Origin of the sequence: Faecalibacterium sp. Marseille-Q3530, from assembly GCF_017377625.1 — a bacterium.
GTDB classification, from domain to species: domain Bacteria; phylum Bacillota; class Clostridia; order Oscillospirales; family Ruminococcaceae; genus Faecalibacterium; species Faecalibacterium prausnitzii_E.
On sequence record NZ_JAFREH010000011.1, the window covers coordinates 16922 to 39649 of the forward strand.

23 protein-coding genes are annotated in these 22728 nt (G+C 59.6%); 10 read left to right on the forward strand and 13 right to left on the reverse strand.

Translation table 11 applies throughout. The annotated features are described in order from the left end of the window. Window positions 1-5: 5 nt before the first annotated feature. The 4 genes from J3350_RS09795 to J3350_RS09810 form a co-directional block, all read right to left on the reverse strand. A complete protein-coding gene (locus J3350_RS09795; protein WP_207686484.1) occupies window positions 6-710 on the reverse strand; it encodes an ABC transporter ATP-binding protein in 705 nt (234 codons plus the stop codon). A gap of 100 nt (window positions 711-810) precedes the next feature. After that, window positions 811-1389 (reverse strand): uridine kinase, encoded by a 579-nt coding sequence (locus J3350_RS09800; RefSeq protein WP_207686485.1) that lies wholly within the window; start codon window positions 1387-1389, stop codon window positions 811-813. Then, entirely contained in the window at window positions 1386-1907 is a 522-nt protein-coding gene (locus J3350_RS09805; protein WP_097791968.1) for a GNAT family N-acetyltransferase, read from the reverse strand. The genes J3350_RS09800 and J3350_RS09805 overlap by 4 nt, the downstream gene beginning before the upstream one ends. Window positions 1908-2059: 152 nt before the next feature. Beyond that, window positions 2060-2206 (reverse strand): hypothetical protein, encoded by a 147-nt coding sequence (locus J3350_RS09810; protein WP_207686486.1) that lies wholly within the window; start codon window positions 2204-2206, stop codon window positions 2060-2062. A gap of 434 nt (window positions 2207-2640) precedes the next feature. On the opposite strand from J3350_RS09810, the gene J3350_RS09815 reads away from it, so the two are divergent. The 8 genes from J3350_RS09815 (at window position 2641) to J3350_RS09850 (ending at window position 10567) form a co-directional block, all read left to right on the forward strand. Then, a complete protein-coding gene (locus J3350_RS09815; protein ID WP_207686487.1) occupies window positions 2641-3219 on the forward strand; it encodes a DUF3793 family protein in 579 nt (192 codons plus the stop codon). A gap of 465 nt (window positions 3220-3684) precedes the next feature. Beyond that, window positions 3685-3900 carry a FeoA family protein gene (locus J3350_RS09820; RefSeq protein ID WP_097791966.1) on the forward strand — a complete coding sequence of 72 codons (216 nt, stop codon included), beginning with the start codon at window positions 3685-3687 and terminating at the stop codon, window positions 3898-3900. 77 nt (window positions 3901-3977) lie between these two features. Next, window positions 3978-4199 (forward strand): FeoA family protein, encoded by a 222-nt coding sequence (locus J3350_RS09825; RefSeq protein WP_015565615.1) that lies wholly within the window; start codon window positions 3978-3980, stop codon window positions 4197-4199. Between the two features lie 25 nt (window positions 4200-4224). Continuing rightward, the gene (gene feoB / locus J3350_RS09830) at window positions 4225-6426 is read left to right on the forward strand and encodes a ferrous iron transport protein B (protein ID WP_207686488.1); all 2202 of its coding nucleotides are present in this window, start codon (window positions 4225-4227) and stop codon (window positions 6424-6426) included. Window positions 6427-6457: 31 nt separating this feature from the next. After that, complete coding sequence (locus J3350_RS09835) at window positions 6458-6619, forward strand: FeoB-associated Cys-rich membrane protein (protein WP_097791964.1); 162 nt, start codon at window positions 6458-6460, stop codon at window positions 6617-6619. Window positions 6620-6771: 152 nt separating this feature from the next. Further along, window positions 6772-7173, forward strand: coding sequence for a metal-dependent transcriptional regulator (locus tag J3350_RS09840; RefSeq protein WP_118553615.1), 402 nt, complete (start codon window positions 6772-6774; stop codon window positions 7171-7173). Further along, window positions 7170-8900, forward strand: a complete 1731-nt coding sequence (locus J3350_RS09845) for an ABC transporter ATP-binding protein/permease (protein WP_207686489.1) — start codon at window positions 7170-7172, stop codon at window positions 8898-8900. The genes J3350_RS09840 and J3350_RS09845 overlap by 4 nt, the downstream gene beginning before the upstream one ends. After that, window positions 8897-10567, forward strand: a complete 1671-nt coding sequence (locus J3350_RS09850) for an amino acid ABC transporter ATP-binding/permease protein (RefSeq protein WP_207686490.1) — start codon at window positions 8897-8899, stop codon at window positions 10565-10567. The genes J3350_RS09845 and J3350_RS09850 overlap by 4 nt, the downstream gene beginning before the upstream one ends. Before the next feature lie 59 nt (window positions 10568-10626). Here J3350_RS09850 and J3350_RS09855 read toward each other — a convergent pair whose 3' ends face one another. The 9 genes from J3350_RS09855 to J3350_RS09895 form a co-directional block, all read right to left on the reverse strand. Continuing rightward, the gene (locus tag J3350_RS09855) at window positions 10627-11700 is read right to left on the reverse strand and encodes a GDSL-type esterase/lipase family protein (protein ID WP_207686491.1); all 1074 of its coding nucleotides are present in this window, start codon (window positions 11698-11700) and stop codon (window positions 10627-10629) included. 22 nt (window positions 11701-11722) lie between these two features. Next, window positions 11723-13459, reverse strand: coding sequence for a class I adenylate-forming enzyme family protein (locus J3350_RS09860; RefSeq protein WP_207686492.1), 1737 nt, complete (start codon window positions 13457-13459; stop codon window positions 11723-11725). Between the two features lie 124 nt (window positions 13460-13583). Then, window positions 13584-14516: an ATP-binding cassette domain-containing protein gene (locus J3350_RS09865; RefSeq protein WP_097791958.1), complete on the reverse strand. Its 933-nt coding sequence runs from the start codon at window positions 14514-14516 to the stop codon at window positions 13584-13586. A 1-nt stretch (window position 14517) separates the two neighbouring features. After that, window positions 14518-15570 carry an ABC transporter ATP-binding protein gene (locus tag J3350_RS09870; RefSeq protein WP_207686493.1) on the reverse strand — a complete coding sequence of 351 codons (1053 nt, stop codon included), beginning with the start codon at window positions 15568-15570 and terminating at the stop codon, window positions 14518-14520. Window positions 15571-15583: 13 nt separating this feature from the next. Further along, window positions 15584-16615, reverse strand: a complete 1032-nt coding sequence (locus J3350_RS09875; RefSeq protein ID WP_207686494.1) for an ABC transporter permease — start codon at window positions 16613-16615, stop codon at window positions 15584-15586. Next, window positions 16615-17556 carry an ABC transporter permease gene (locus tag J3350_RS09880; protein WP_207686495.1) on the reverse strand — a complete coding sequence of 314 codons (942 nt, stop codon included), beginning with the start codon at window positions 17554-17556 and terminating at the stop codon, window positions 16615-16617. The genes J3350_RS09875 and J3350_RS09880 overlap by 1 nt, the downstream gene beginning before the upstream one ends. Window positions 17557-17775: 219 nt before the next feature. After that, on the reverse strand, window positions 17776-18342 hold the full coding sequence (locus J3350_RS09885) for a DUF4358 domain-containing protein (RefSeq protein WP_242700241.1): 567 nt from the start codon (window positions 18340-18342) through the stop codon (window positions 17776-17778). 182 nt (window positions 18343-18524) lie between these two features. Next, complete coding sequence (locus J3350_RS09890) at window positions 18525-18965, reverse strand: Lrp/AsnC family transcriptional regulator (RefSeq protein WP_055189621.1); 441 nt, start codon at window positions 18963-18965, stop codon at window positions 18525-18527. Window positions 18966-19347: 382 nt separating this feature from the next. Further along, a complete protein-coding gene (locus J3350_RS09895) occupies window positions 19348-20247 on the reverse strand; it encodes a LysR family transcriptional regulator (RefSeq protein ID WP_097791954.1) in 900 nt (299 codons plus the stop codon). A 186-nt stretch (window positions 20248-20433) separates the two neighbouring features. Between J3350_RS09895 and J3350_RS09900 the strand changes: the two genes are divergently transcribed. Further along, the gene (locus tag J3350_RS09900; protein WP_207686496.1) at window positions 20434-21735 is read left to right on the forward strand and encodes an adenylosuccinate synthase; all 1302 of its coding nucleotides are present in this window, start codon (window positions 20434-20436) and stop codon (window positions 21733-21735) included. Then, complete coding sequence (pyrB, locus tag J3350_RS09905; RefSeq protein WP_370569310.1) at window positions 21732-22679, forward strand: aspartate carbamoyltransferase; 948 nt, start codon at window positions 21732-21734, stop codon at window positions 22677-22679. Before J3350_RS09900 ends, pyrB begins: the two co-directional genes overlap by 4 nt. Window positions 22680-22728 lie beyond the last annotated feature (49 nt).

Here is a 22728-nt window from a genome sequence, read left to right on the forward strand (position 1 = left end):
AAGAATCACCACTCGATCTGTTCCACGGGCACAGGGTGCTCGTTGACCTGGTTGGACAGGATCTGCCCGCTCTTCACCTGAATGATGCGGTCGGCCATGGCCGTCAGGGCTGTGTTGTGGGTGATGACGATGACGGTGCGGCCCGTCTCGCGGCAGGTGCGCTGCAGCAGGGCCAGCACCTGTTTGCCGGTCTTGTAGTCCAGCGCACCGGTCGGCTCATCGCAGAGCAGGAGCTTCGGATTTTTGGCGAGGGCGCGCGCAATGGAGACGCGCTGCTGTTCGCCGCCCGAAAGCTGGGCCGGGAAGTTGTTCAGCCGCTCGCCGAGGCCGACGCTTTCCAGCGTGGCTTTGGGGTCCAGCGGGTCGCGGCAGATCTCGCTGGCCAGTTCTACGTTTTCCAGCGCCGTCAGGTTCTGCACGAGGTTGTAGAACTGGAAGACGAATCCGACGTCATACCGCCGGTATTGGGTCAGCTCTTTCTCGGAGAACCGACTTACATCCTGCCCGTCGAGCCAGACATGGCCCTCGTCGCAGGTGTCCATGCCGCCGAGGATGTTCAGCAGGGTGGTCTTGCCTGCACCGGACGGCCCAACGATGATGCAGAACTCACCCTTGTCCACGTAAAAATTCAGATGGTCCGCTGCGGCGATGCGGACACTTCCTGTCTGGTAGTATTTGGAAACATTTTCAAATTCCACGAAGTGTTCCATAATGCTTCTCCTTGCCTTGGGAAATCAAGTCTATTCCAATATAACTATACCATAATTCCCACAGGTTGGCGGGAAAAATCGCCGCAAATTTTCAAAAACTTCATAAATTTGTAGTATCCCAGAGGAGGTCAGCCAGCGCTTCGATGCGGCACTGCGCAAAGTAGGCCTCTTCCAGAGGAATCCACCGACGGACAAAGTTTTCGTAGCGTTCGCCTTCCCGCGCCTGCAAACGGCGGGCCTGCTCTTCTTTGGAACAGGTGACGAACACTTTGAGGTCATAAAAGCCTGCAAGAATCGGGTGGTGGCTGTAGCTGCCCTCCAGTATATAGAGCGGTGCGGGCGGCACGCACTGCTCCGGCAGATAAGAACCCTCCCGGCAGGAGTACGCCCGGCTGCGCACCGCGGCCCCGGCCTGCGCCGGAACGAGCACTTCCTCCCGCAGGCGGGTCAGGTCCATATTGGCGCAGGGCGTTTCGGCCCAGTTCGGGATGCGCTGTGCCGGGGGAAGATAGTAGTCGTCGGTATGGAAGACGGCGCTGCCCGGAAACGGTTCTGCCAGTTGTGCCGCCAGCGTCGTTTTGCCGCTGCCGCAGCGGCCGTCCAGCGCGACGAGCACAGGCCGCTCCGGGTGGGCCTCCAGCAGGGAGGCGATGGTCTGGGTGAGAGAAGTCATATTCATAGGTCTTTTCTGAAGGTCAGATTTTTGTATTCTGTTTTCGTTCCGCTGCGGCGGAAGGTTCCATTTTCGGAAGGAGCAAAGCCCAGTGAGCACATTACACCGCAGGAACTGGCATTGTCAGCGGCGACATCGGCAAGAAATGTCTTGACGCCGTTCTGGATGCCAAAATCGACCAGTGCACCGACCATTTCCTTGGCGTAGCCCTTTCGCCAGCAAGTAGGATGGATGCAGTACCCGATATCCCAGCAGCGTCCGTTTTCCTTAATGACGGCGCAACAGGTGCCGATGGCTTGGCCGGTGACTTTATCCTCTGCGATGACATAGTAGCAGTCAGCGCTGTCATTCAGATGCCGCAGAAGTTCCATATACTCATTGAGATTGTCGATGGTGTCCAGTGCTGGATCGGTCAGGTATTTTCCGGTAATAGGGTCGCCCCAGATACAAAGTGCAAAACCGGCATCTTTGGCCTCCTGCGGGCGCAGGCGCAGCCGGGCGGTTTCAAAAGGAATAAAATACATAAAGATCTCCTGAAAAGTTGCGTTCTTGACAAATCGTAAAAAATTGACTATACTACAAATAGAAAAGGCGCTGTCTGCAAAGTGGTCAGCTCCTTTACCGGCAAGTGTTAAAAAGTAACGACCGCTCTAGTTGGGGAACTGTGAGGCGGTCGTTACTTTTTATTGCGTTTGGAATAGTGTTTGACCTTGGGCTTGTCCCGAAAGACATCCCTTGAAATCATCCAGGTTACCTGCGTAACGCCGATGACAACGTCTGCAATCAAATGCAGTATGTTCACAACAGTATTCAAAACATCCATGTTGGACTCCTCCGTTCAGGTTGGGTGTGGTTGACATGCAAACATCCCGGAGAAGATAAAAAGCAGACCTCCTCCGGATTTGACGCCGGAAAGAAGCCCGACCACCTGCAATGCAGACAGCGCACCACTATTTCTAGTGGATGGTATCATTATAACACGGATTTCGACGCTTTTCAACGAGCGCGGCACTCCGGCGGGGCGGCGCAAAAGGCGCAAAAAGAGAAAACGAAAAACTTTTCAAAAACCCTTGACACCTCTCCGAAGCTATGGTAAGATAATGCCACGTTAGAAATAACTAACTGCAAGGCGGTCCGCAACAGGAACCGCGTTCTTTTTGAACTTGAGGTTAGATGAACCTAACTGTGAAGCTCTGCATAGTCTGGATGCACAGCGGGAATGCTTTTCTTAAACCAAGCAACGGAGGAAAACCGGCCATGGAGCGTAATTTTGAGACCGTGATGATCGAACAGTGCTCGCCGGTGCTGGCAGGCCTGAAGGCCGCCGGGCTCTTCCGTTATGAGACGCAGGACTGCAAAGACCTTGCCGAGCGGGTGCGCGGCTGGAACGCGCGGCTGGGTGAGAAGGGCCTCCGGGTCCGGGTTCTCAAGGGCTGCACCCGCACCCACCGGTATCTGGTCTATGTCTACCGGGAGAACCGCCTGCGCGAAGTGCTTTCGGATGAGAATGTCCGCGCATTTCTGGTGCAGGAAGGCTACCGTCTGCCCGAAGGGTCGGACGACTGCGAACCGCTGCTGCGGCAGCTGTCGCAGCGGTTGTGCTGCGAGGCAGAGTTTCCGCATGAGATCGGTGTATTTCTGGGCTACCCGCTCACCGATGTGGTGGGCTTCATCGAGAATCAGGGCCGCAACTTTACCTGCTGCGGCTGCTGGAAGGCCTATGGCGACCGCGATGCCGCTGAGCGCCTGTTTGCCCAGCTGAACAAGTGCACCAGAGTATACCTGCGCCTGTTCCACAGCGGCACCCCGATCTTCCGCCTTGCCGTGGCGGCCTGAAACTGACATTTCCTACCAATACTCTCTTTTTATCCTGGCGCCTGCCGGAGACACCACGCCCCGGCGGGAAAGATCCTCCTTTTGACACGCGGCCGCCCGTTGCAGTCTGACCCCTGCACCGGGCGGCTGTGTCATATCCGGACAAGTGCGTCGGATGGACGGTGGTACGTTGATTGCGGAGAGAAAACCTGACGCTCCGAAGAAACACGAACGGCTGGAATGTTCGCGATCGTTCTTGTTCAAAATAGCAAAAATTGAACAAAACAGAAAGAAACAATCTGTTTGTTCCTACAAACTAATTTCAAAATATGAAAAAATTATTGACAAGAAAGGTTAGTAAGCGTAAACTATCCATGCTGATAGTCACGACTGACTAACCAACATCGAAACTTCCCCCGACCGGAGGAACCTCACAGAACGCTGTGCGGGATGTGAAACATTGTGACATAAGGGAGTGGACGAAAGATGATGCCTTTGACGATGGCCAAGGCGGGCGAGACCGTCACCATTCAAAAGATCACCGGCAAGGACGAGGTGCGTCTGCATCTGGCAGAACTCGGCTTTGTGGTGGGCAGCGATGTGACTGTGGTCAACGAGATCGCGGGCAACCTGATCGTGCAGGTCAAGGAAAGCCGCCTGGCGCTCGATAAGACGATGGCCAACCGCATTCTGATCGGCTAAACAGCGGCAGCGCTGTTTGGGACCTGCTCCGACACTGGAATGGTCTCTGAATAAAAGACAAGTAGAGGAGGATTTACATGAAGACTTTGAAAGACGTCAAGGTCGGCGAAACGGCCACCGTGGCACGCCTGCACGGCGAAGGCCCGGTCAAGCGCCGCATCATGGACATGGGCATCACCAAGGGGGTCGAGATCTATGTCCGCAAGGTGGCACCTCTGGGTGACCCCATGGAACTGACCGTGCGCAACTACGAACTGAGTGTGCGCAAGGCCGACGCTGAAATGATCGAAGTGGTTTGATCCGAACAGAGAGGAAAGGAACACAATGAGCATTAAGATCGCATTGGCCGGCAACCCGAACTGTGGCAAAACGACCCTGTTCAACAATCTGACCGGCTCCAACCAGTACGTCGGCAACTGGCCCGGTGTCACTGTCGAGAAGAAGGAAGGCAAGCTGAAGGGCGAGAAAGACGTCATCATTCAGGACCTGCCCGGTATCTATTCGCTGTCTCCCTACACCCTGGAAGAGGTCGTCTCCCGTACCTATCTGGTCAAGGAGAAGCCCGACGCCATCCTGAACATCATTGATGGCACCAACATCGAGCGCAACCTCTACCTGACCACCCAGCTGATCGAGCTGGGCATCCCGGTGGTCATGGCGGTCAATATGATCGACCTGGTCCGCAAGAACGGCGATACGATCGACCTGAAGAAGCTGAGCAAAGAGCTGGGCTGCCAGGCCGTCGAGATCAGCGCGCTGAAGGGCGAGGGCACCGAAGCGGCCGCCAAGGCTGCCATCGCCGCAGCCAAGGCGGGCAAGGCCTCCGAGGAGCTGCCCCATGTCTTCACCGGCAGCGTGGAGCACGCCATCGCACACATCGAGGAGTCCATTCAGGGCAAGGTCGATGACCACTTCCTGCGCTGGTACGCCGTCAAGCTGTTTGAGCGCGACGACAAGGTCCAGGACGAGCTGAAGCTCGACAAGAGCCTGCTGGCTCACATTGATGACCACATCAAGGATTGCGAGAACGAGATGGACGATGACGCCGAGAGCATCATCACCAACCAGCGCTACGCCTATATCAACACCGTGGTCGAAAAGGCCGTCAAGAAGAAGGCCCGCGTGGAGCACCTGACCGTTTCCGATAAGATCGACCAGATCGTGACCAACCGTGTTCTGGCGCTGCCCATCTTCGCACTGGTCATGTTCCTGATGTACTCCCTGTCCATGGGCACCTCCATCGCGGATGGCGGCTGGTCCATTGGCACCTTTGCGACCGACTGGACCAACGATGTTCTGTTCGGTGAGATCGTGCCGGATGCGCTGGGCGGATTTTTGGAGGGCATCGGCGTGGCAGGCTGGCTGTACGGCCTGATCATGGACGGCATCGTCGCCGGTGTCGGCGCAGTCCTGGGCTTCGTTCCCCAGATGCTGGTGCTGTTCTTCCTGCTGTCCATCCTGGAGGATGTCGGTTATATGTCCCGCGTCGCCTTCATTATGGACCGTATCTTCCGCAAGTTCGGCCTGTCCGGCAAGAGCTTCATCCCCGTGCTGGTCGGCACCGGCTGCGGCGTGCCCGGTGTTATGGCTTCCCGTACCATCGAGAACGAGCGTGACCGCCGCATGACCATCATGACCACCTGCTTCATCCCCTGCGGCGCAAAGATGCCCATCATCGGCCTCATCGCAGGTGCTCTGTTCGGCGGCTCCTCTGTGGTCGCAGTCTCCGCATACTTCATCGGCATGGCAGCCATCATCTGCTCCGGCGTGATCCTGAAGAAGACCAAGCTCTTCGCAGGTGATCCTGCTCCCTTCGTGATGGAGCTGCCCGCATACCATGTGCCTGCATGGAGCAACGTCTTCCGTGCGACCTGGGAGCGTGGCTGGTCCTTCATCAAGCGCGCAGGCTCCGTCATTCTGGCCGCTACCGTTGTGCTGTGGTTCCTGCAGGGCTTCGGCTTCGAGAACGGTGCCTTTGGCATGGTCGAGGATCAGGACAACTCCGTGCTGGCTGCTATCGCTACCAAGATCGCCTGGATCTTTGCACCTCTGGGCTTCGGCAACTGGCGTGCAACCGTCGCTTCCGTCTCCGGCCTGATCGCAAAGGAGAACGTCGTCGGCACCTTCGGTGTTCTGTATCACTTCGGCGGCGAGCTGTCTGAGAACGGCGATGAGATCTGGGCTGCAGTTGCACAGGATTACACCGCTCTGTCGGCTTACGCTTTCATGATCTTCAACCTGCTGTGCGCTCCCTGCTTCGCTGCGATGGGTGCCATCAAGCGTGAGATGAACAACGGCAAGTGGACCGCCATCGCCATCGGCTACATGTGCGCTCTGGCTTACTGCGCTGCGCTGGTCGTGTATCAGCTGGGCGGCATCATTTCCGGTGAGGTCGGTTTCAACTTCTTCACCATCGTTGCAGTCGTCATCCTGGTGGCCTTCATCTATCTGCTGGTCCGCCCCAACAAGTATACGGGCGTCAATGAGGTCAGCATCGACACCAAGAAGCTCACGGCAAACAAGTAAATTGGTTCTGTTTTGAGAGGAGTGCATTGTTATGATGGAATTTCTGGCAGCAAACTTCAATCTGCCGACCATTATCGTGGCGGCGATCGTGTTCGGCTGTGTGGGCTGGATCACCTGGCACTCCCACAAGCACGGCGGCGGCTGCGGCGGGTGCTCCGGTGATTGCGGGCACTGCAACGGCGGCTGTCACTGAGGAAACCGCAGGGCGCGGGTCGAAAAGCAAATCGGCCCGCGCCCTTTTTTAGAAAAATAAAAGTTAGCTTTGGATAACATCTCCAGACCTTTCCGGCAATGCGCTGCCGTGCCGGAGAGGTTGAAAATCCCGATGAAAAGAGTGTGATAAGCATGGAACTGACACCGGCGCATCTGCGGTATCTGCTGGCAATCTATGAGGTGTCGCAGACCCATCTGGACATCTGCTCCCGCAGCATTGCGGAAAAGCTGAACGTGACCAAGCCCTCGGTGGTGCGGATCATGAACCTGCTGATGGACCACGGCATGATCGTCAAGGAGCACTATGGCAAGATCTACCTGACCGACCGCGGCATCTTTGTGGCCAGAGCAGTGAAGGAGCAGCTGGAAACGGTGCTGGCAAACTTCCCGCCCGTGAAGATCGACCTGACTGAAGAGGAGCGCTGCACGGCCGCGCTGGCCCTGACCTCGGCACTGCCGGAGCGGGCCTTTACCGGCGCATACGACCGCATGTTCGGCCCGGACGCCAGCGAAGACACGGAGGCGGTATCGTGATCAACAAAAAGCTGATCTCCTTTGACCGGGGCGCCATGCGCTTTGTGGGCGCGAACGTGGCGTTCCAGTGGCTGGGGATGCTCTGCAACATCATCTTTGTGCGGGTCATTGCCCAGCTGGTGGGAGCCGTCTTTGCGGGCGGGCTGACCCACGAGATGCTGCGGCAGGACTTTGTGCTCTGCCTGTTCACCATCCCGCTGCGGTATGTCTTCACCCTGCTGGCATCCAGCATGAGCGACTGCGCCTCCAAGGATGTCAAGCGCACCCTGCGCAGCAAGATTTACGAAAAACTCACACGCCTGGGCGCGGGCTACAGCGAGACTGTCGCCACCAGTGAGGCCGTCATGCTGGCCAGTGAGGGCGTGGAGCAGATCGACACCTACTTTGCAAAGTATCTGCCTCAGTTGTTCTACAGCCTGCTGGCCCCGGTCACCCTCTTTGTGCTGCTGGTGGGCGTCCATGCGCGGTCGGCCATCATCCTGCTGTGCTGTGTGCCGCTGATCCCCATGTCCATCGTGGCGGTGCAGAAATTCGCCAAAAAGCTGTTGGACAAATACTGGGGCGAATACACCACCCTTGGCGACAGCTTTCTGGAAAACATTCAGGGCCTGACCACCCTGAAGATCTACCAGGCCGACGGCTGGAAGCATGAGGAGATGAACCGGCAGGCCGAGCGCTTCCGGAAGATCACGATGAAAGTGCTGACCATGCAGCTGAACTCCGTGACCCTCATGGACCTGATGGCCTATGGCGGCGCGGGGCTGGGCATCATCAGCGCGGTGGCGGCGTTTGCCAAAGGGCAGATCACCCTGACAGCGGCGCTGACCATTCTTCTGCTGGCGGCAGATTTCTTCCTGCCGCTCCGCTTGCTGGGCAGCTACTTCCACATCGCGATGAACGGAGCAGCCTCGGCGGAGAAGATCTTCCGTCTGCTGGCGGCGGACGAGCCTGCCGACGGCACACAGGAAGCAGGGGAGGATACAACCCTGAAGCTGGACCATGTGACCTTTGGCTACGAGAACGACCGCACCATCCTCCACGATGTCTCGCTGTGCATCCCGCAGGGCAGCTTCGTCTCGCTGGTGGGCGAGTCCGGCTGCGGCAAAAGCACCATTGCGGCCATTCTATCCGGTGCCCGCACCGGGTATACGGGCAGCGTGACGCTGGGGGGTGTGCCGGTGCAGATGCTCCGGGAAGAGAGCCGCCTGCGCACCTTGACGGTCGTGCCGCACAATGCGGCCATCTTCAGGGGAACGGTCGGTTCCAACCTGCGGATGGCAGCGCCCGCTGCCGATGACGCTGCACTTTGGGCCGCGCTGGAAGAGGTGAACCTTGCCGCGTTCTGCCGCAGCCAGCAGGGGCTGGACACCCCGCTGCATGAGGGCGGCTCAAACCTGTCCGGCGGGCAGCGCCAGCGTCTGGCCATGGCCCGTGCGCTGCTGCACGACTCGCCCATCTACCTCTTCGACGAAGCCACCTCCAATGTGGACGCCGAGAGTGAAAACGACATCATGGCGGCCATCCGCAAGCTGGCGGGGAAGAAGACGGTCATCCTCATCTCCCACCGCCTGGCCAATGTGGTGGACAGCGACTGCATCTACGTCATGGACGGCGGCCGCATCGCCGAGCAGGGAAAACACGAGGCCCTGCTGGCCGAAGGCGGCGTCTACAGCCGCCTGTACAACGCCCAGAAACAGCTGGAAGACCTTGGGGAGGTGAGCGCATGAACGCACCGAAAAAACGCAGTCCGGTTGCGATCGTCCGGCGGCTCATCGTATTGGTCCGGCCGATGCTGCCTGTGATGCTGGCTGCCATCGCGATGGGGGTGGCGGGATACTTCTGCGCCACCTTCATCACCATCTTCGGTGGCTTCGGCCTGCTGGCTGCCGCCGGGCTGGAAAGCCCCATCCCCTCGGTGGGCACCGTCTTTGCCTGCATCTTAGTGTTTGCGCTGCTGCGCGGTGTGCTGCGGTATGCCGAGCAGGCATCCAACCATTCTATCGCCTTCAAGCTGCTGGCCCTCATCCGCGATCGGGTCTTTGGGGCGCTCCGCCGCCTGACCCCCGCCAAGCTGGAGGGCCGCGACCGCGGCGACCTCATCAGCCTGATCACCGCCGACATCGAACAGCTGGAAGTCTTTTATGCCCACACCATCTCGCCGGTCTGCATCGCGGTGGTCTGTGTCGTCGGCATGACCTGCTTCACGGCCCGGTATCATCTGCTGCCAGCGCTGGTGCTGCTGGCGGGCTACCTGCTGGTGGGCGCGGCCCTGCCTGTGTGGTCGGCCAGACGTGGTGACAAAGCCGCCCGCGCCTACCGCCAGACCCTCGCCGACACCAACAGCTATATGCTGGAAAACCTGCGCGGCCTGCGGGATACGCTGCAATATCAGGACACCGCCAACCGCGCCGAGGGCATTGCGGCTCACAGCGAGGCGCTGGGGGAGAAGCAGAAGACGCTGAAGTACCGCGAGGGCGTGACGGTGGGTGCCACCAACACCCTCATCCTGTTGACCGTCCTGGCCGTGCTGGGGGTCAGCCTCCAGCTGTACCAGAACGGCGCGCTGGATGCCGATGGGGTGCTGGTCTGCACGCTGGCTGCACTGAGCTCCTTCGGCCCGGTGGTGGCGCTGGCCAACCTCGGCGCAAGCCTGACCCAGGTGTTTGCCAGCGCCGACCGTGTGCTGGACCTGCTGGACGAAGAACCGGTCACGGCCGACGTGACTGATGGGGCCGACACGGCCTTTGCCGGTGCCGAGGCCCGGAAGGTCCGCTTCGCTTACGCGGACGAGGAAGTCCTGCACGACCTGAGCCTGACCATCCCCGAACGGAAGATCGTGGGCATCACGGGCCGCTCCGGCAGCGGAAAATCGACCTTCCTGCGGCTGCTGCTCCGCTTCTGGGATGTTTCCGGCGGCAGCATCCGCTTTGGTGCAGAGGACATCCGCCGCGTGAATACCGCTGCACTGCGGGCACAGGAGAGCCTTGTGACGCAGGAGACGGAACTGTTTGACGACACCATCGAGAATAATATCAAAATTGCCCGGCGCGATGCCACCCGTGCCGAGGTGGAAGCGGCCTGCAAAAAGGCGGCGCTGGACGGCTTCATCCGGAAGCTGCCCAAGGGCTACGATACCCCGGTGGGCGAGCTGGGCGGTGCCCTCTCCGGCGGCGAGCGCCAGCGCATCGGTGTGGCCCGCGCCTTCCTCCACGATGCGCCCTTCCTCCTGCTGGACGAGCCGACCTCCAACCTCGACAGCCTGAACGAGGGCATCATCCTCAAGGCGGTGCGGGACGAATGCAGGGAAAAGACCGTTCTGCTGGTCTCCCACCGCAAGTCCACCATGGCCGTGGCCGATGTCAGCTTCTCGGTCGAGAGCGGCCGGCTGAGCTGAAGAACGGCATGAAAAAACTCCCCGAACGTCACGGTTCGGGGAGTTTTTTATGTTCGGGATCAGCCGTTCTGGATGGCCTTCACGATCTTCTTGGCAATGTACTTGTGGCCGGAGACGGTGGGGTGGCCGTCCAGCTCCGTCTGAGCGTAGGGCACTGCCACGTAGTCGATGTCATAGACCTCGGCGAGCTGCTTCTGGAACTTGTTGAGCTTGTTGAAATAATTGCTCCAGCTGGGCAGCAGGGGAACGGGGTTGGTGGCACCGATGAGCAGGATCTGTGCGTCCGGGTTCAGGGCGCGGACGGTCTCGACAACGGAGCGGATGTTCGCGGTGCTGACGGGGTAGGCGTCGGTGCAGATCTTGTTCATGCCGGAGGTGACGAGGTTCCACACCGCGTCCGTCTCGCTCTTGGTGAGCCTGAGCTTCTTCATGCTGGCCTGGAAGGCGGCCCTGGTCTCCGGGTCCTTGCTGCGCAGGTTGCCGCTCAGCACGATGGAGGCGAGGTCTTCGCTCTTCCAGTTGGTGGCGTTGCCAATGGCAACGACCGTGGGCACGAAGGCATCATTGGAGCCCATCTGGATGGAGATGATGTCGGCCTCCTTGAGGTACTCCAGGATCTCCGGATAATCGTACTGGCAGCCGGAGAGCGTGTTCATCTCGCTCATCTTGCCGGTCTTGACCAGCTCGACGAGGTCGGCGCTCATCAGGCCGGGCAGGCCGAGGTTGATGGCGTGGTCGCGGTCCAGACCGAGGGTCTGGGCGACCTGGCCCACATAGCAGGCATCCGGGTAGCCCTTGAAGTTGTAGGAGACGTCCACACCCATCAGGTTGTGGGCGTACTGCACGCTGGTCAGGCCGACACCGGCGCAGATGCTGTCGCCCAGTGCAACATACAGGGGCTGCTTTTCCTCTTCAGGCTCCGCCGTCTCGTCGGCAGCTTCGCCCTCGGTGGTCTCAGGCGTCTGTTCTGCGGCGGGCTTGCGGAAGAGGGAGTTCTCCTCTTCTTCCACAGCCTCCGCGGCAGCGGGTTCGGGTTCAGACCCGGTCAGCGGCTCTTCTGCAAAGGCAGAGATGCTGAACCCGGCAAAGAGCATAGCCGCCGAAAGGGCAAGGCTGATGAGTTTTTTCTTCATGGGGACAGGGACTTCCTTTCTATCAGTAATCGCGGGAGGTGATCTCCGTTTCGAGCTTGCGGTAATCGAACTTGCCCACAGGGGTCATGGGCATGGCGTCGAGGAACTTGTAGCCCACGGGCTGGACGTATTCGGGCAGTTCCTCAGCGCACATCTGGCGCAGTTCCTTGATGATCTGGCGCTTTTTCGTGGAAGCAGCGGCCTCCGGCTTCAGCACCACAAAGACGAAGGGCAGGCGGCCCTGCACATGGTCTTTGTCGGTGCAGCCCACCACGGAACACTGGTGGACGGCGGGGTGCTGGCTGATGACGTTTTCGATCATCGAGGGGAAGACCTTGAAGCCGTCGTGGCGAATGATGAGGCGTTTGATGCGGCTGTCGAGGTAGACGAAGCCGTCCTCGTCCATGTAGCCCACGTCGCCGGTGTGGGCCCACACCGTGCCGTCTTCGTGGGTGCGCAGGATGTTCGCGGTCTCTTCGGGCTTGCCGTAGTAGCCCTTCATCATGGAGGGGCTGCAGATGCACAGTTCGCCCCGCTCGCCGATGGGCAGTTCCTTGGTGGTGCCCGGCTCGAACACCGACACAAGGGTGTTCACCATGGGGATGCCCACGCTGCCGGGCTTGGTGATGGTGCCGGCGGCGATGGTGGCAGCGGAGGAGACCTCCGTCATGCCGTAGCCCTTGGCAAGGGGATACTCCACGTTGTGGGCGGCAAGGAAGTCGTTCACCGTCTTTTCTGCGCCGATGGAGATGGCGTCGCCGCCGGCGGCGTAGTTGCGGATGAAGGACAGATCCTTGTTTTTCAGCTTGGGGTCAGCGGCCATCTGCTGGTAATGGGAAGGCACACCGAACATGTGTTCGGGCTTGTGCTTCAACAGAAGGCTGCCGAGCTTGGCGGGGTCCAGATTCGGGATGATGACGACCTTCAGCCCCAGGGCCAGCGGCATGTGGACGCCGCAGGCGTAGCCATAGGCGATGAAGGGGGGCATGACGTTCATGAGCGTCTGCCCCTTCCGGAACAGGGCATGCCATGCGGCAAACTGCTGAGCGAGGGCGTTGAAGTTCCGGTCCGTCAGCATGACGCCCTTGGGGGAGCCGGTGGTGCCGCCGGTGTGGACCACCACACAGGCATGGTCCGGGTCATAGGGCTCACCGGCGGTGCTGGCGTCCTGCCCGTTTGCGATGAACTGCTTCCACATCAGGGCATTGGAGTCGTACTTGTTGCGGTCGGGATTGGAGACCTTGTAGCCGATGGCCAGCGGCAGGGGCAGCGAGTCGGCCGGGGAAAGCACGATGACCCGCTCCACATGGGTGCGCCGGGCAGCCTGACGGCAGCGGTCATACACCACGTTCAGGCAGATCAGCAGATGAGAATCCACTTCCTCGATGTACTCATGAATGCCGTCGGCGCTGTACCGGGGGTCCACCAGATTCAGGGTCGCGCCGATGCGGTCAGCAGCGTAGAACGCATAGATGACCTCCGGGGTCATCACGCTGACCACGGTGATGATATCACCCTTTCGGACGCCTGCCGCCCGGAAGGCAGCAGCGGTCTTCTTGGTGTTCACGATGAAGTCTGCATAGGTGAACTTCCGGCCATAATATTCGAGGGCCGTTTCCGACAGGCGGTTCTTGTTCTGCTGCCGGACAAAGTCGAAAGCAGAACATTCCGGCATCGGCTGGTCGATGTAATTGGGGTCATAATATTTGAGCCACGGGCGAGCCTGTGACGCATAGAGAACATTGCTGGTCGTTGTCATAAAACCTATCCTTTTGTTAAAAATTGTGCAATGCGTTCCCTGCTATTGTAGTAAAGGCACCGGCAAAAGTCAAGAAACAAAGGGTGAACAATGCCGAAACAGAGCCTAAAAAATTTGAGAGAGTTTACGATTCGCGAATCCACTGTGCGGCTTCGGTCGCATTGCAGAGCACGAAGTGATTGGGCCGCAGCTCCTGCCACTGCGGGGGCTCGGCGGTGTAATCGTGCATGGCGGGGTCGTAGACCAGCAGCTTTTTCTTCCGCTCCAGCCGGGGGTTCGGCATGGGGATGGCCGAAAGCAGGCTGCGGGTATAGGGATGGATGGCGTGATTCACCAGCTCTTCGGCGTCGGCCAGCTCCACGATGTCACCCTTGTGGATGACGGCGATGCGGTCCGAGATGTACCGCATGACGGACAGGTCGTGCGCGATGAACAGGTAGGTGATGCCGCGCTCCTTTTGCAGATGGCGCAGCAGGTTGAGCACCTGGGCGCGGATGGACATATCCAGTGCAGAGATGGGCTCATCGGCGATGATGAACTCCGGCTCCACGATGAGGGCGCGGGCGATGCCGATGCGCTGGCGCTGGCCGCCGGAGAACTCGTGCGGGAAGCGGGAGGCAAATTCGGGCAGCAGGCCGACATCCAGCAGCGCCTGGCGGACTTTTTCTTCCCGCTGGGCAGCGGTCAGGTCGGGCCGGACGTTCATCAGGCCCTCGCCGACGATGTAGCTCACCTTGGCGCGCTCGTTCAGGGAGGACTGCGGGTCCTGGAAGATCATCTGGATCTCCTTGATGACCTGCTGGTCCAGCGCGTGGGAGATCTTGCCGTTGATCTTCTGGCCCTTGTACAGGATCTCGCCGCCGGAAGTGGGCAGGATGCGCATGATGGCGCGGCCGATGGTGGTCTTGCCGGAACCGGACTCGCCCACCAGGCCGAACGTCTCGCCCTTGTAGATCTTGAAATTGGCGCGGTTCACGGCGCGGTAGGCTTTTTTGCCGGAACCATAGGTCACTTCGAGGTCTTTGACCTCCAGAAGCGTTTCACGTTCCTCTGCCATTTTACATCCCCTCCTCTTTCAGCAGGCGGACCGCCAGCGGCGGCTCCACCTTGGGTGCCCGCGGGTCCAGCAGCCAGGTCTTGGCCTTGTGGGTGGGGCTGATCTCAAAATACGGCGGACGCTTGACGAAGTCGATCTTGAGCGCCTGCGGGTTGCGGGGCGCAAAGGCGTCGCCGTGGATCTCGGTGAACAGGTTCGGCGGGGTGCCCTGGATGTTGAACAGGTCCTCGCCCTTGATGCCCATCTGGGGCATACTGGACAGCAGTGCCCAGGTGTAGGGGTGGCGGGGGTCGTAATAGATCTCGTCCGAGGTGCCGATCTCGATGATGTCGCCTGCATACATGACGGCCACCCGGTCGGCGATGTTGGCCACGACACCGAGGTCGTGGGTGATGAGAACGATGGTCAGGTTGTACTTGACCTGCATCTCCTTGAGCAGCTGCAAGATCTGCGCCTGGATGGTCACGTCCAGCGCGGTGGTCGGTTCATCGCAGATCAGGATCTGCGGGTTGCAGGCCACCGCAATGGCGATGACGACGCGCTGGCGCATACCGCCGGAGAACTCGTGCGGGTACTGGCCGAAGCGGACCTCCGGGTCGGCGATGCCGACATCCCGCAGGTATTCCAGCGTCTTCTCTCTGGCGGCCTTGCCGCGCAGGCCCTGATGCAGCTCCACGGCTTCCATGATCTGGTCGCCGATGGTCTTCAGCGGGTTCAGGCTGGTCATGGGGTCCTGCATGATCATGGCGATCTCGTGGCCGCGCACCCGGAGCCAGTCCTTTTCCTTTTTCAGGTCGGACAGGCGGATGGGCTTTCCGTCATCAGCACCGAAGTAGTCGATGGTGCCGCTGGAAATAGAGCCGTTGGCGTCCAGCAGGCCCATGAAGCTCTTGGTGAACACGCTCTTGCCCGAACCGGACTCGCCCACGATGGCAAGGACCTCGCCGTGGTAGATGTCCAGGTCGATGCCGCGGATGGCGTGGAGCGCTTTTCCACGCAGGTTGAATTGGATGTTCAAATCCTTGACTGAAAGGATCAGCTGATTCTTTTCCATCTTCTGTCCCTCCTTACTGCATGTGGTTCTTCGGGTCGGCAGCGTCCGAGAAGGCGTTGCCGATGAGGTAGAACGCGATGGTGACAAAGCTCAGGATGATGGTGGGGTAGAGCAGCTGATACCGCAGGCCCGCCTGCATCATGACCTTGCGCCCGTCGTTGATGAGGTTGCCCAGCGAGGGCGTCTCCACCGACAGGCCCAGACCGATGTAGGTGATGAACACTTCGCTGCCGATGGCGGCGGGGATGGTCAGCGCCATGCGCAGCATGATGACCGACACCAGATAGGGCAGCAGGTTGCGCAGCACGATGCGGGAGGTGGGGGTGCCGATGCAGCGGGAGGCGACGTTGTAGTCGCGGTCGCGGATGATCAGGATCTGGTTGCGGATGAAGCGCGCCATGGCGATCCAGCCCGTGAGCGACATGCCCAAAATCAGCGTCTGGATGCTGGGGGAAGCCACGTAGGAGATCAGGATCAGGATGATGGTGGAGGGGATGTTGTCGCAGATGTTGTACAGCTCGGTGAAGAAGAAGTCGAGCTGGCGGACATAGCCCCACAGCACACCCACGGTGATGCCCACCACGGCCTCGATCATGGCCACAAAGAAGGCGATGGTCAGGCTGGTGCGGGCACCGGCCCAGATGCGGGCCCACAGGTCCTGGCCGATGGCGTTGGAGCCCCAGATGAAGCCCTGCTGGCCGGGGGCGATGTTGCGGTACTGGATTCCGGTGGCGGGGTCCACCTCACAGAGGTTGGGGTCCACCTGGCCGGGCAGATGGGGCTGCACGAAGGCAAAAGCCACCACGGCCACCAGCGCGATGAGGAGCGCCACGGCCATCTTGTTCTTGAAGAAGGCGCGGAACGTGCTGCCCCAGTAGCTGTAGTTGGAGTAGGCCGTTGCCTCGGCCTGCTCTTCGCTGAAGCCGGCAGGGGTGAACAGCTCGTCTTCCGGCAGGCTGGCCCAGACAGCGGGGCCGTCCTTTTGCAGCTTGTTCAGGTCGTTTTCCAGCACAGCTGCCTTCTGGTCTTTCATGTGGAACAGCATTATCGGCCACCTTCTTTCTTGCCAAAGTTGATGCGGGGATCGATGAGCACCATGAGCAGATCGCCCAGGATGAGGCCGATGATGCCCACGCAGGCGTAGAGCAGCACGATGCCCTGCACCATGGTGTTGTCGTGCCGCTGCACACAGGTCACCAGCAGGCCGCCCATGCCGGGGATGCTGTACAGGCTCTCGATGTAGATGGAGCCGACGACGGTGTTCAGGAAGGCCGACGGGATGTACTGCACCAGCGGGACCATGGCGTTGCGGAAGATGTGGTGCAGCGCGATATTGTTTTCGCTCACGCCCTTGGCCAGTGCCAGGCGGACGTAGTCCTTGTTGCTCTCATCCACCATGTAGCGGCGCAGCCACATGCCGTAGAAGGCCACGTTGCCCAGGCTCATGGAGCAGATAGGCAGCACCCAGTATTTCCAGTTGGAGGCATCGAACAGCAGGCCGACGCCCAGCGCGGTGGTGCCGTACATCTGAATGTACAGATAATACACGGCGGCAGGCACGGCCTGGATGAGCACGATGATGGCCGTGCCGATCTTATCCGGCCAGCGGTTCTTGAACCGGCCCATGAACAGGCCCATCGGGATGCCGACGACCAGACTCAGCAGCATGGAGAAAACACCCATCTGCACCGAGATGGGCAGCTTTTTGGCCAGGATGCCGGTCACAGGCGCATTGACCTTATAAATATGGCTGACGCCGAGGTCGCCGTGTAGTGCATTCCACCAGAACCGCCCGATCTGCACCGGCAGCGGGTCCAGCAGGCCCATGGACTGGAGGCCCGCCTGGATCTGGGCCTCGGTCATTTTTTCGTAGTTTGCAAAGTAGCCTTCCACGGGCATCAGCCGCAGCAGGCAGAAAACGAGCGTCACGATGACGAACAGGGTCAAAATCGAGCGCCCGATGCGTTTTGCCAGATATTTCAGCATATCTGTGCGCACCCCTCTTTCGTTTTTAGCGTTCCGTCTGCGTGGCAGACACACAGCGGATAGGAATAGAATACATCAAAAAACCACTTTTGGAAAGTGATTTGGAGGGATTTTGAAAAAACTTTTTGCACAGAGTGCCCATTTGACCCAGTTTGCGGAAGAAAATAAAACACCGCGCCCCCAAAACAGAGCGCGGTGAAAGCGGGAAGGCGGAGGAGCTTATGCGGCCAGCGCCGTTTTGATGGCGTTCATCACGGCTTCGGGGTTCTCGCAGCAGACGAGAATCACCTCGCCGGTGGGAGCAGTGGAGATATGAGATGACGCGGCAATCTGGTACTGGTCTTCCAGATAATGCTCCATGCTCTGCATCTGGCTCTGGACGTAGGCATCCAGGGCTTCGGATACGGCCTGTTGTTTGCCCTCGGCGGGCTTGACGATGGCGATGCCGTAGCTCTGCACCATCATGCCGGAAACGGAGGCGGCAAAGTCGGTGTACATGTCCTCTTCGAGGTTCAGCAGGGGGAGCAGCATGTTGCGGATCTCTTCATCCAGCTGGGCAGCGTCGTAGCTGTCGCTGTAGCCGTACTGGGCGGTGAACTTGCCGTCTTCGCCGGGGGAGAAGATCATATAATATTCGTTGTCTTCGTCCGGGCGAGCGTCGTGGAGGATCTTCGTGTAGTCTTTGGGGGCAGCGTCGGCCTTGTCGGACTTGCTGCAGCCCGCCAGAGCGAACAGAGCGGCCACAGCCAGCAGGGCGGCGAGGAGGCGTTTGGTCATGGACTTCATAGGCTGGATTCCTTTCGTTGCAAACAGTGTGCGGGAAGTCCCCGCGCGTATCATTAGGATGCCCGCCCCGCGCCGGTCTATGCGGGCGGCGGAAGGGCCTTGTACCGGATATACGAACCGCCGGGGCAAAAAATTGCATTCTGCCCCGGCGGTGGATGAAATATTTTATGGGATGGGTGGTCTTACAGCATCATTGCTTCCAGGTCGCCGTGGTTGACGGGGGTGGAAAGGATGATCTGGGTGCTGGTGGTGCCCAGCTTCTGGAACTGTAAAATGAGGTGCTCCAGCTGGGGCATGCTGCCGCAGCTGACTTTGATAAGGAAGGTGTAGGCACCGGTGACGTGGTAGCATTGCAGCACTTCCTTGCTGTTCTGCATCAGTTCCACCAGCTCGTCCCGGTGGCTGGGCGTCACGGACAGGCTGATGAGGGCGTCCACATAGACCCGGTCGGCCGGGCGGTTGAGCACTACGGTATAGCCGCTGATGATGCCGTCGGTCTCCAGTTTGTGGATGCGGCTGGAAACGGCGGGGCTGGTCAATGCGACCTGCTCGGCGATCTCCTTGACCGGCATCCGGGCATTTTTGGCGAGCAGGGAGAGGATCTTGCGGTCTAAATCATCCATGGGGAAGGTCTCCTTTTTTGAAATATGTTGGAATCCATAAAAATTTTTGAAAGTAAAGTTTTAATGTTGTAAAAATAGCACAAACATCGAAAAGAAGCAGAAAAAATCTGACTGCGTTAATTATATAAAGTTTTGACCAAAATGTAAAGTGTAAAATTAAAGCAAACGGCAAAAAATTTGTTTGACAAGAAAAGAAAAATGGGTATAATACATATCGCAGGGGGCAAATGGCAAGAATGCTGTGCTCCTGCCACTGAATATGCGATTCCCAACTTTATATACTTTCCCACCCCTCTATACACAAAAAACCGCTGCCAGGCGGGTTTTTGTGTTTCTGGGGCTTTTTTGCGTTCCGGGAACAAAAGAGTGCGGGTGCATTTTTTCAATGCGTTTCTTCCGGGCTGGTCAGCAGCTTCTGGAACTTGCGCGCAGCGGTGTTCAGCGGGCGGTGGTGGTCGTAGACCAGGCAGATGGAGCGCTGGGGGATGATCTCCCGCAGATGGAGCTGGACGATCTCGCCTCGCGCCAGCGGCTCGGCCGCCATGGATTCCGGCACAAAGGCGAGGCCCAGCTCGCTTTTGACCAGCGTGAGCATCTGGTCGGTGGTGGCGGCCTCGGTGTCGGGCCGGAGCACCGCGTCGTGGTCGAGAAAGAACTGCCGGTAGAAGCTGCGGGTCGTGCTCTCGTCGCTCAGGGAGATGAGCGGGTAATTTTCCAGTTCCTTTAAGGAGAGGTTCTGGCTGGCCAGGGCCGTGAAGGTCCTGCCGCCCACCAGCACTTCATAAAACGGTTTCAACTCCACCCGCTTCAGCCCCGGTTCCACCTCGGCCGGGGTGGAGACGATGGCAAAATCCACTTCGCCGTTTTTCACGGCCTGCATCGCCTGCGGGGTGGAGTGATTCGAGATGCGCAGCCGGATGCCGGGGTACTCGGTGTGGAAGTCCCGCAGCTTTTCGGAGAGGTAGATGTTCAGGGCCGTCTCGGTGGCGCTGATGCTGATGGCACCGTGCTCCAGCGTGGCGCTGGCGCTCAGCTCCTCCTCGGCGTCCTGAATCTGCACCGCCGCCGATGCAATGCGGGAATAGAGCATCTCGCCCTCCGGCGTCAGGGTCACGCCCCGGTTGGAGCGGATGAACAGCACACAGTTCAGCTGGCTTTCCAGCCGGTTCATCGAGTGGGTGATGTTGGGCTGGTTGTTGCCCAGCACCCGCGCCGCCTTGGTGAAATTCTGGTATTTTGCAACATAATAGAAGATCTTGTAGTATTCCCAGTCCACGTACATGAGATGTTACCCTCCTCCATGTAAAAATCATATTGCAGCCATGTGCAGGATACGTTTTACACATTCTTTTCCTGCTCGTATAATAGCACTGCAATCGAAAATTGCAAGAGGAAATCTGAAAAAACTACGGTCTGCCCACCAGAGCGCAGACCATTGAGAACAACAAAAAGAAGGTTATAACAAATCATGCTGACCGCTGTTACTGGAATCAATTGGGGCGATGAGGGCAAAGGCCGCGTCATCGACCTGCTGGCCGAAAACGCCGATGTCGTTGCCCGCTATCAGGGCGGCAACAATGCCGGGCACACCGTCGTCACCGAAAAGGGCAAGTTCATCCTGAACCTTCTGCCCTCCGGCATCCTGCACCCGGATGTCACCTGTGTGCTGGGCACCGGTATGGTCATCGACCTCGACCACCTCTCGAACGAGATGCAGGCCATCGAGGCCCGCGGCGTGGAGATCGGCCCCAAAAACCTGAAGCTCTCCGACAAGGCCACCATCTCGATGCCCTGGCACAAGGTGCAGGATGGTCTGGAAGAAGACCGTCTGGCCAAAAAGGGGAGCGCCTTCGGCTCCACCCGGCGCGGCATCGCCTACGCCTACAGCGACAAATACCGCAAGAAGACCCTGCGTCTGGGCGACCTGCTCCATCTGGACGAAGAGCGCACCCAAAACCGCCTGCACATGATCCTGGATTCCAAGAACATGGAGCTGGCAGGCTGCTATCATCAGGAAAAGATGTCCTATGACGCGCTGCTGGACTGGTGCAGGACCCAGGCCGAGCGATTCGCACCGTTCATCTGCGACGTGGGCGCCTTTTTACAGCAGGCCCACGACAGCGGCAAGCGCATCGTGCTGGAAGCCCAGCTGGGTGCCATGCGGGACATCGACTACGGCATCTTCCCCTTCACGTCCAGCTCCAATACGCTGGCCGCCTATGCGCCGCTGGGGGCCGGCATCCCGAATTGCCGGCTCGACCATGTGGTCGGTGTGCTGAAAGCCTACTCCACCTGTGTGGGCGCAGGCCCCTTCGCCGCAGAACATGCCATGGACGAGGACTGGAATGAGCAGCTGCGGAAGGCAGGCGGCGAATACGGTGCGGCCCCCGGCCGCCCCCGCCGCGTCGGCCCCTTTGACTGCGTGGCCAGCCGCTACGGTCTGGCCTGCCAGGGAGCGGACAAGATCGCCCTGACCAAGCTGGACGTTCTGAGCAGCATGAACGAGATCCCGGTCATCACTGGTTACAAGTTGGACGGTGTGGAAGTCCCCCGCTTCGACACGCTGTCTGACCTGGACCGGATGGAGCCGGTCGTCACGATGCTGCCCGGCTGGAACACCGACCTCTCCGGCTGCAAGAGCTGGGACGAGCTGCCCAAAGAGGCAAAAGGCTATGTGGAGTTCCTCGAAAAGCAGCTGGACCACGAGATCCAGTTCATCTCCACCGGTGCCGAGCGTGAGAAGTTCGTGCTGAAAGGAGAATGGCTGTGAGACATTTCATTGAGCCGAACAGCTTTTCTCTGGACGAGCAGCTGGCCCTTCTCGACCTTGCCGACCGGATGGAGGCAGACCCCGCACCCTATGCCCATCTCTGCGACGGGCGCATTCTGGCAACGCTGTTCTATGAGCCGTCCACCCGCACCCGGCTCTCGTTCGAGTCGGCCATGCTGCGGCTGGGCGGCAAGACGCTGGGCTTTGCCGGGGCGCAGCTGTCCAGCGCCAGCAAGGGCGAAACGGTGGCCGATACGGCCCGTGTCGTGAGCAACTACGCCGACATCATCGCGATGCGCCACCCCAAAGAGGGCGCACCCCTGCGCGCATCCCTGTATGCGCGGGTGCCCGTCATCAATGCAGGCGACGGCGGGCACGCCCACCCCTCCCAGACCATGATCGACCTGATGACCATTCGCCAGCGCAAAGGGCGGCTGGACCATCTGACCATCGGCTTCTGCGGCGACCTCAAATTTGGCCGGACGGTCCACTCCCTGACCGCTGCGCTGAGCCAGTTTGAGGGGAACCGGTTCGTCTTCATCTCGCCGGAGGAACTGCGCATCCCGCAGTACGTCAAAGACGAGACGCTGACGCCGCTCCACCAGACCTACAAGGAGACTGCCGACCTCGAAGCCGAGCTGCCCACCCTCGATGTCCTCTACATGACCCGCATCCAGCAGGAGCGCTTTTTCAACGAGGAGGATTACCTCCGGCTGAAGGGCTGCTACTCCCTGAATGCAAAGCTGCTGGAGCAGGCTCCGGCTGATATGCCGGTGCTCCACCCGCTGCCCCGCATCGACGAGATCAAGCTCGATGTGGACAACGACCCCCGCGCCGCCTACTTTGACCAGGTGCACAACGGCGTGTATATCCGCATGGCCATCATCCTGGCCCTGCTGGGCATCCCGGACCCTCTGACGGGAAAATCAGTGCTGAACGCCTGATCAGGCAGCAGGAAACAAAAAAATCTCCGCGCAGCTGCGCGGAGATTTT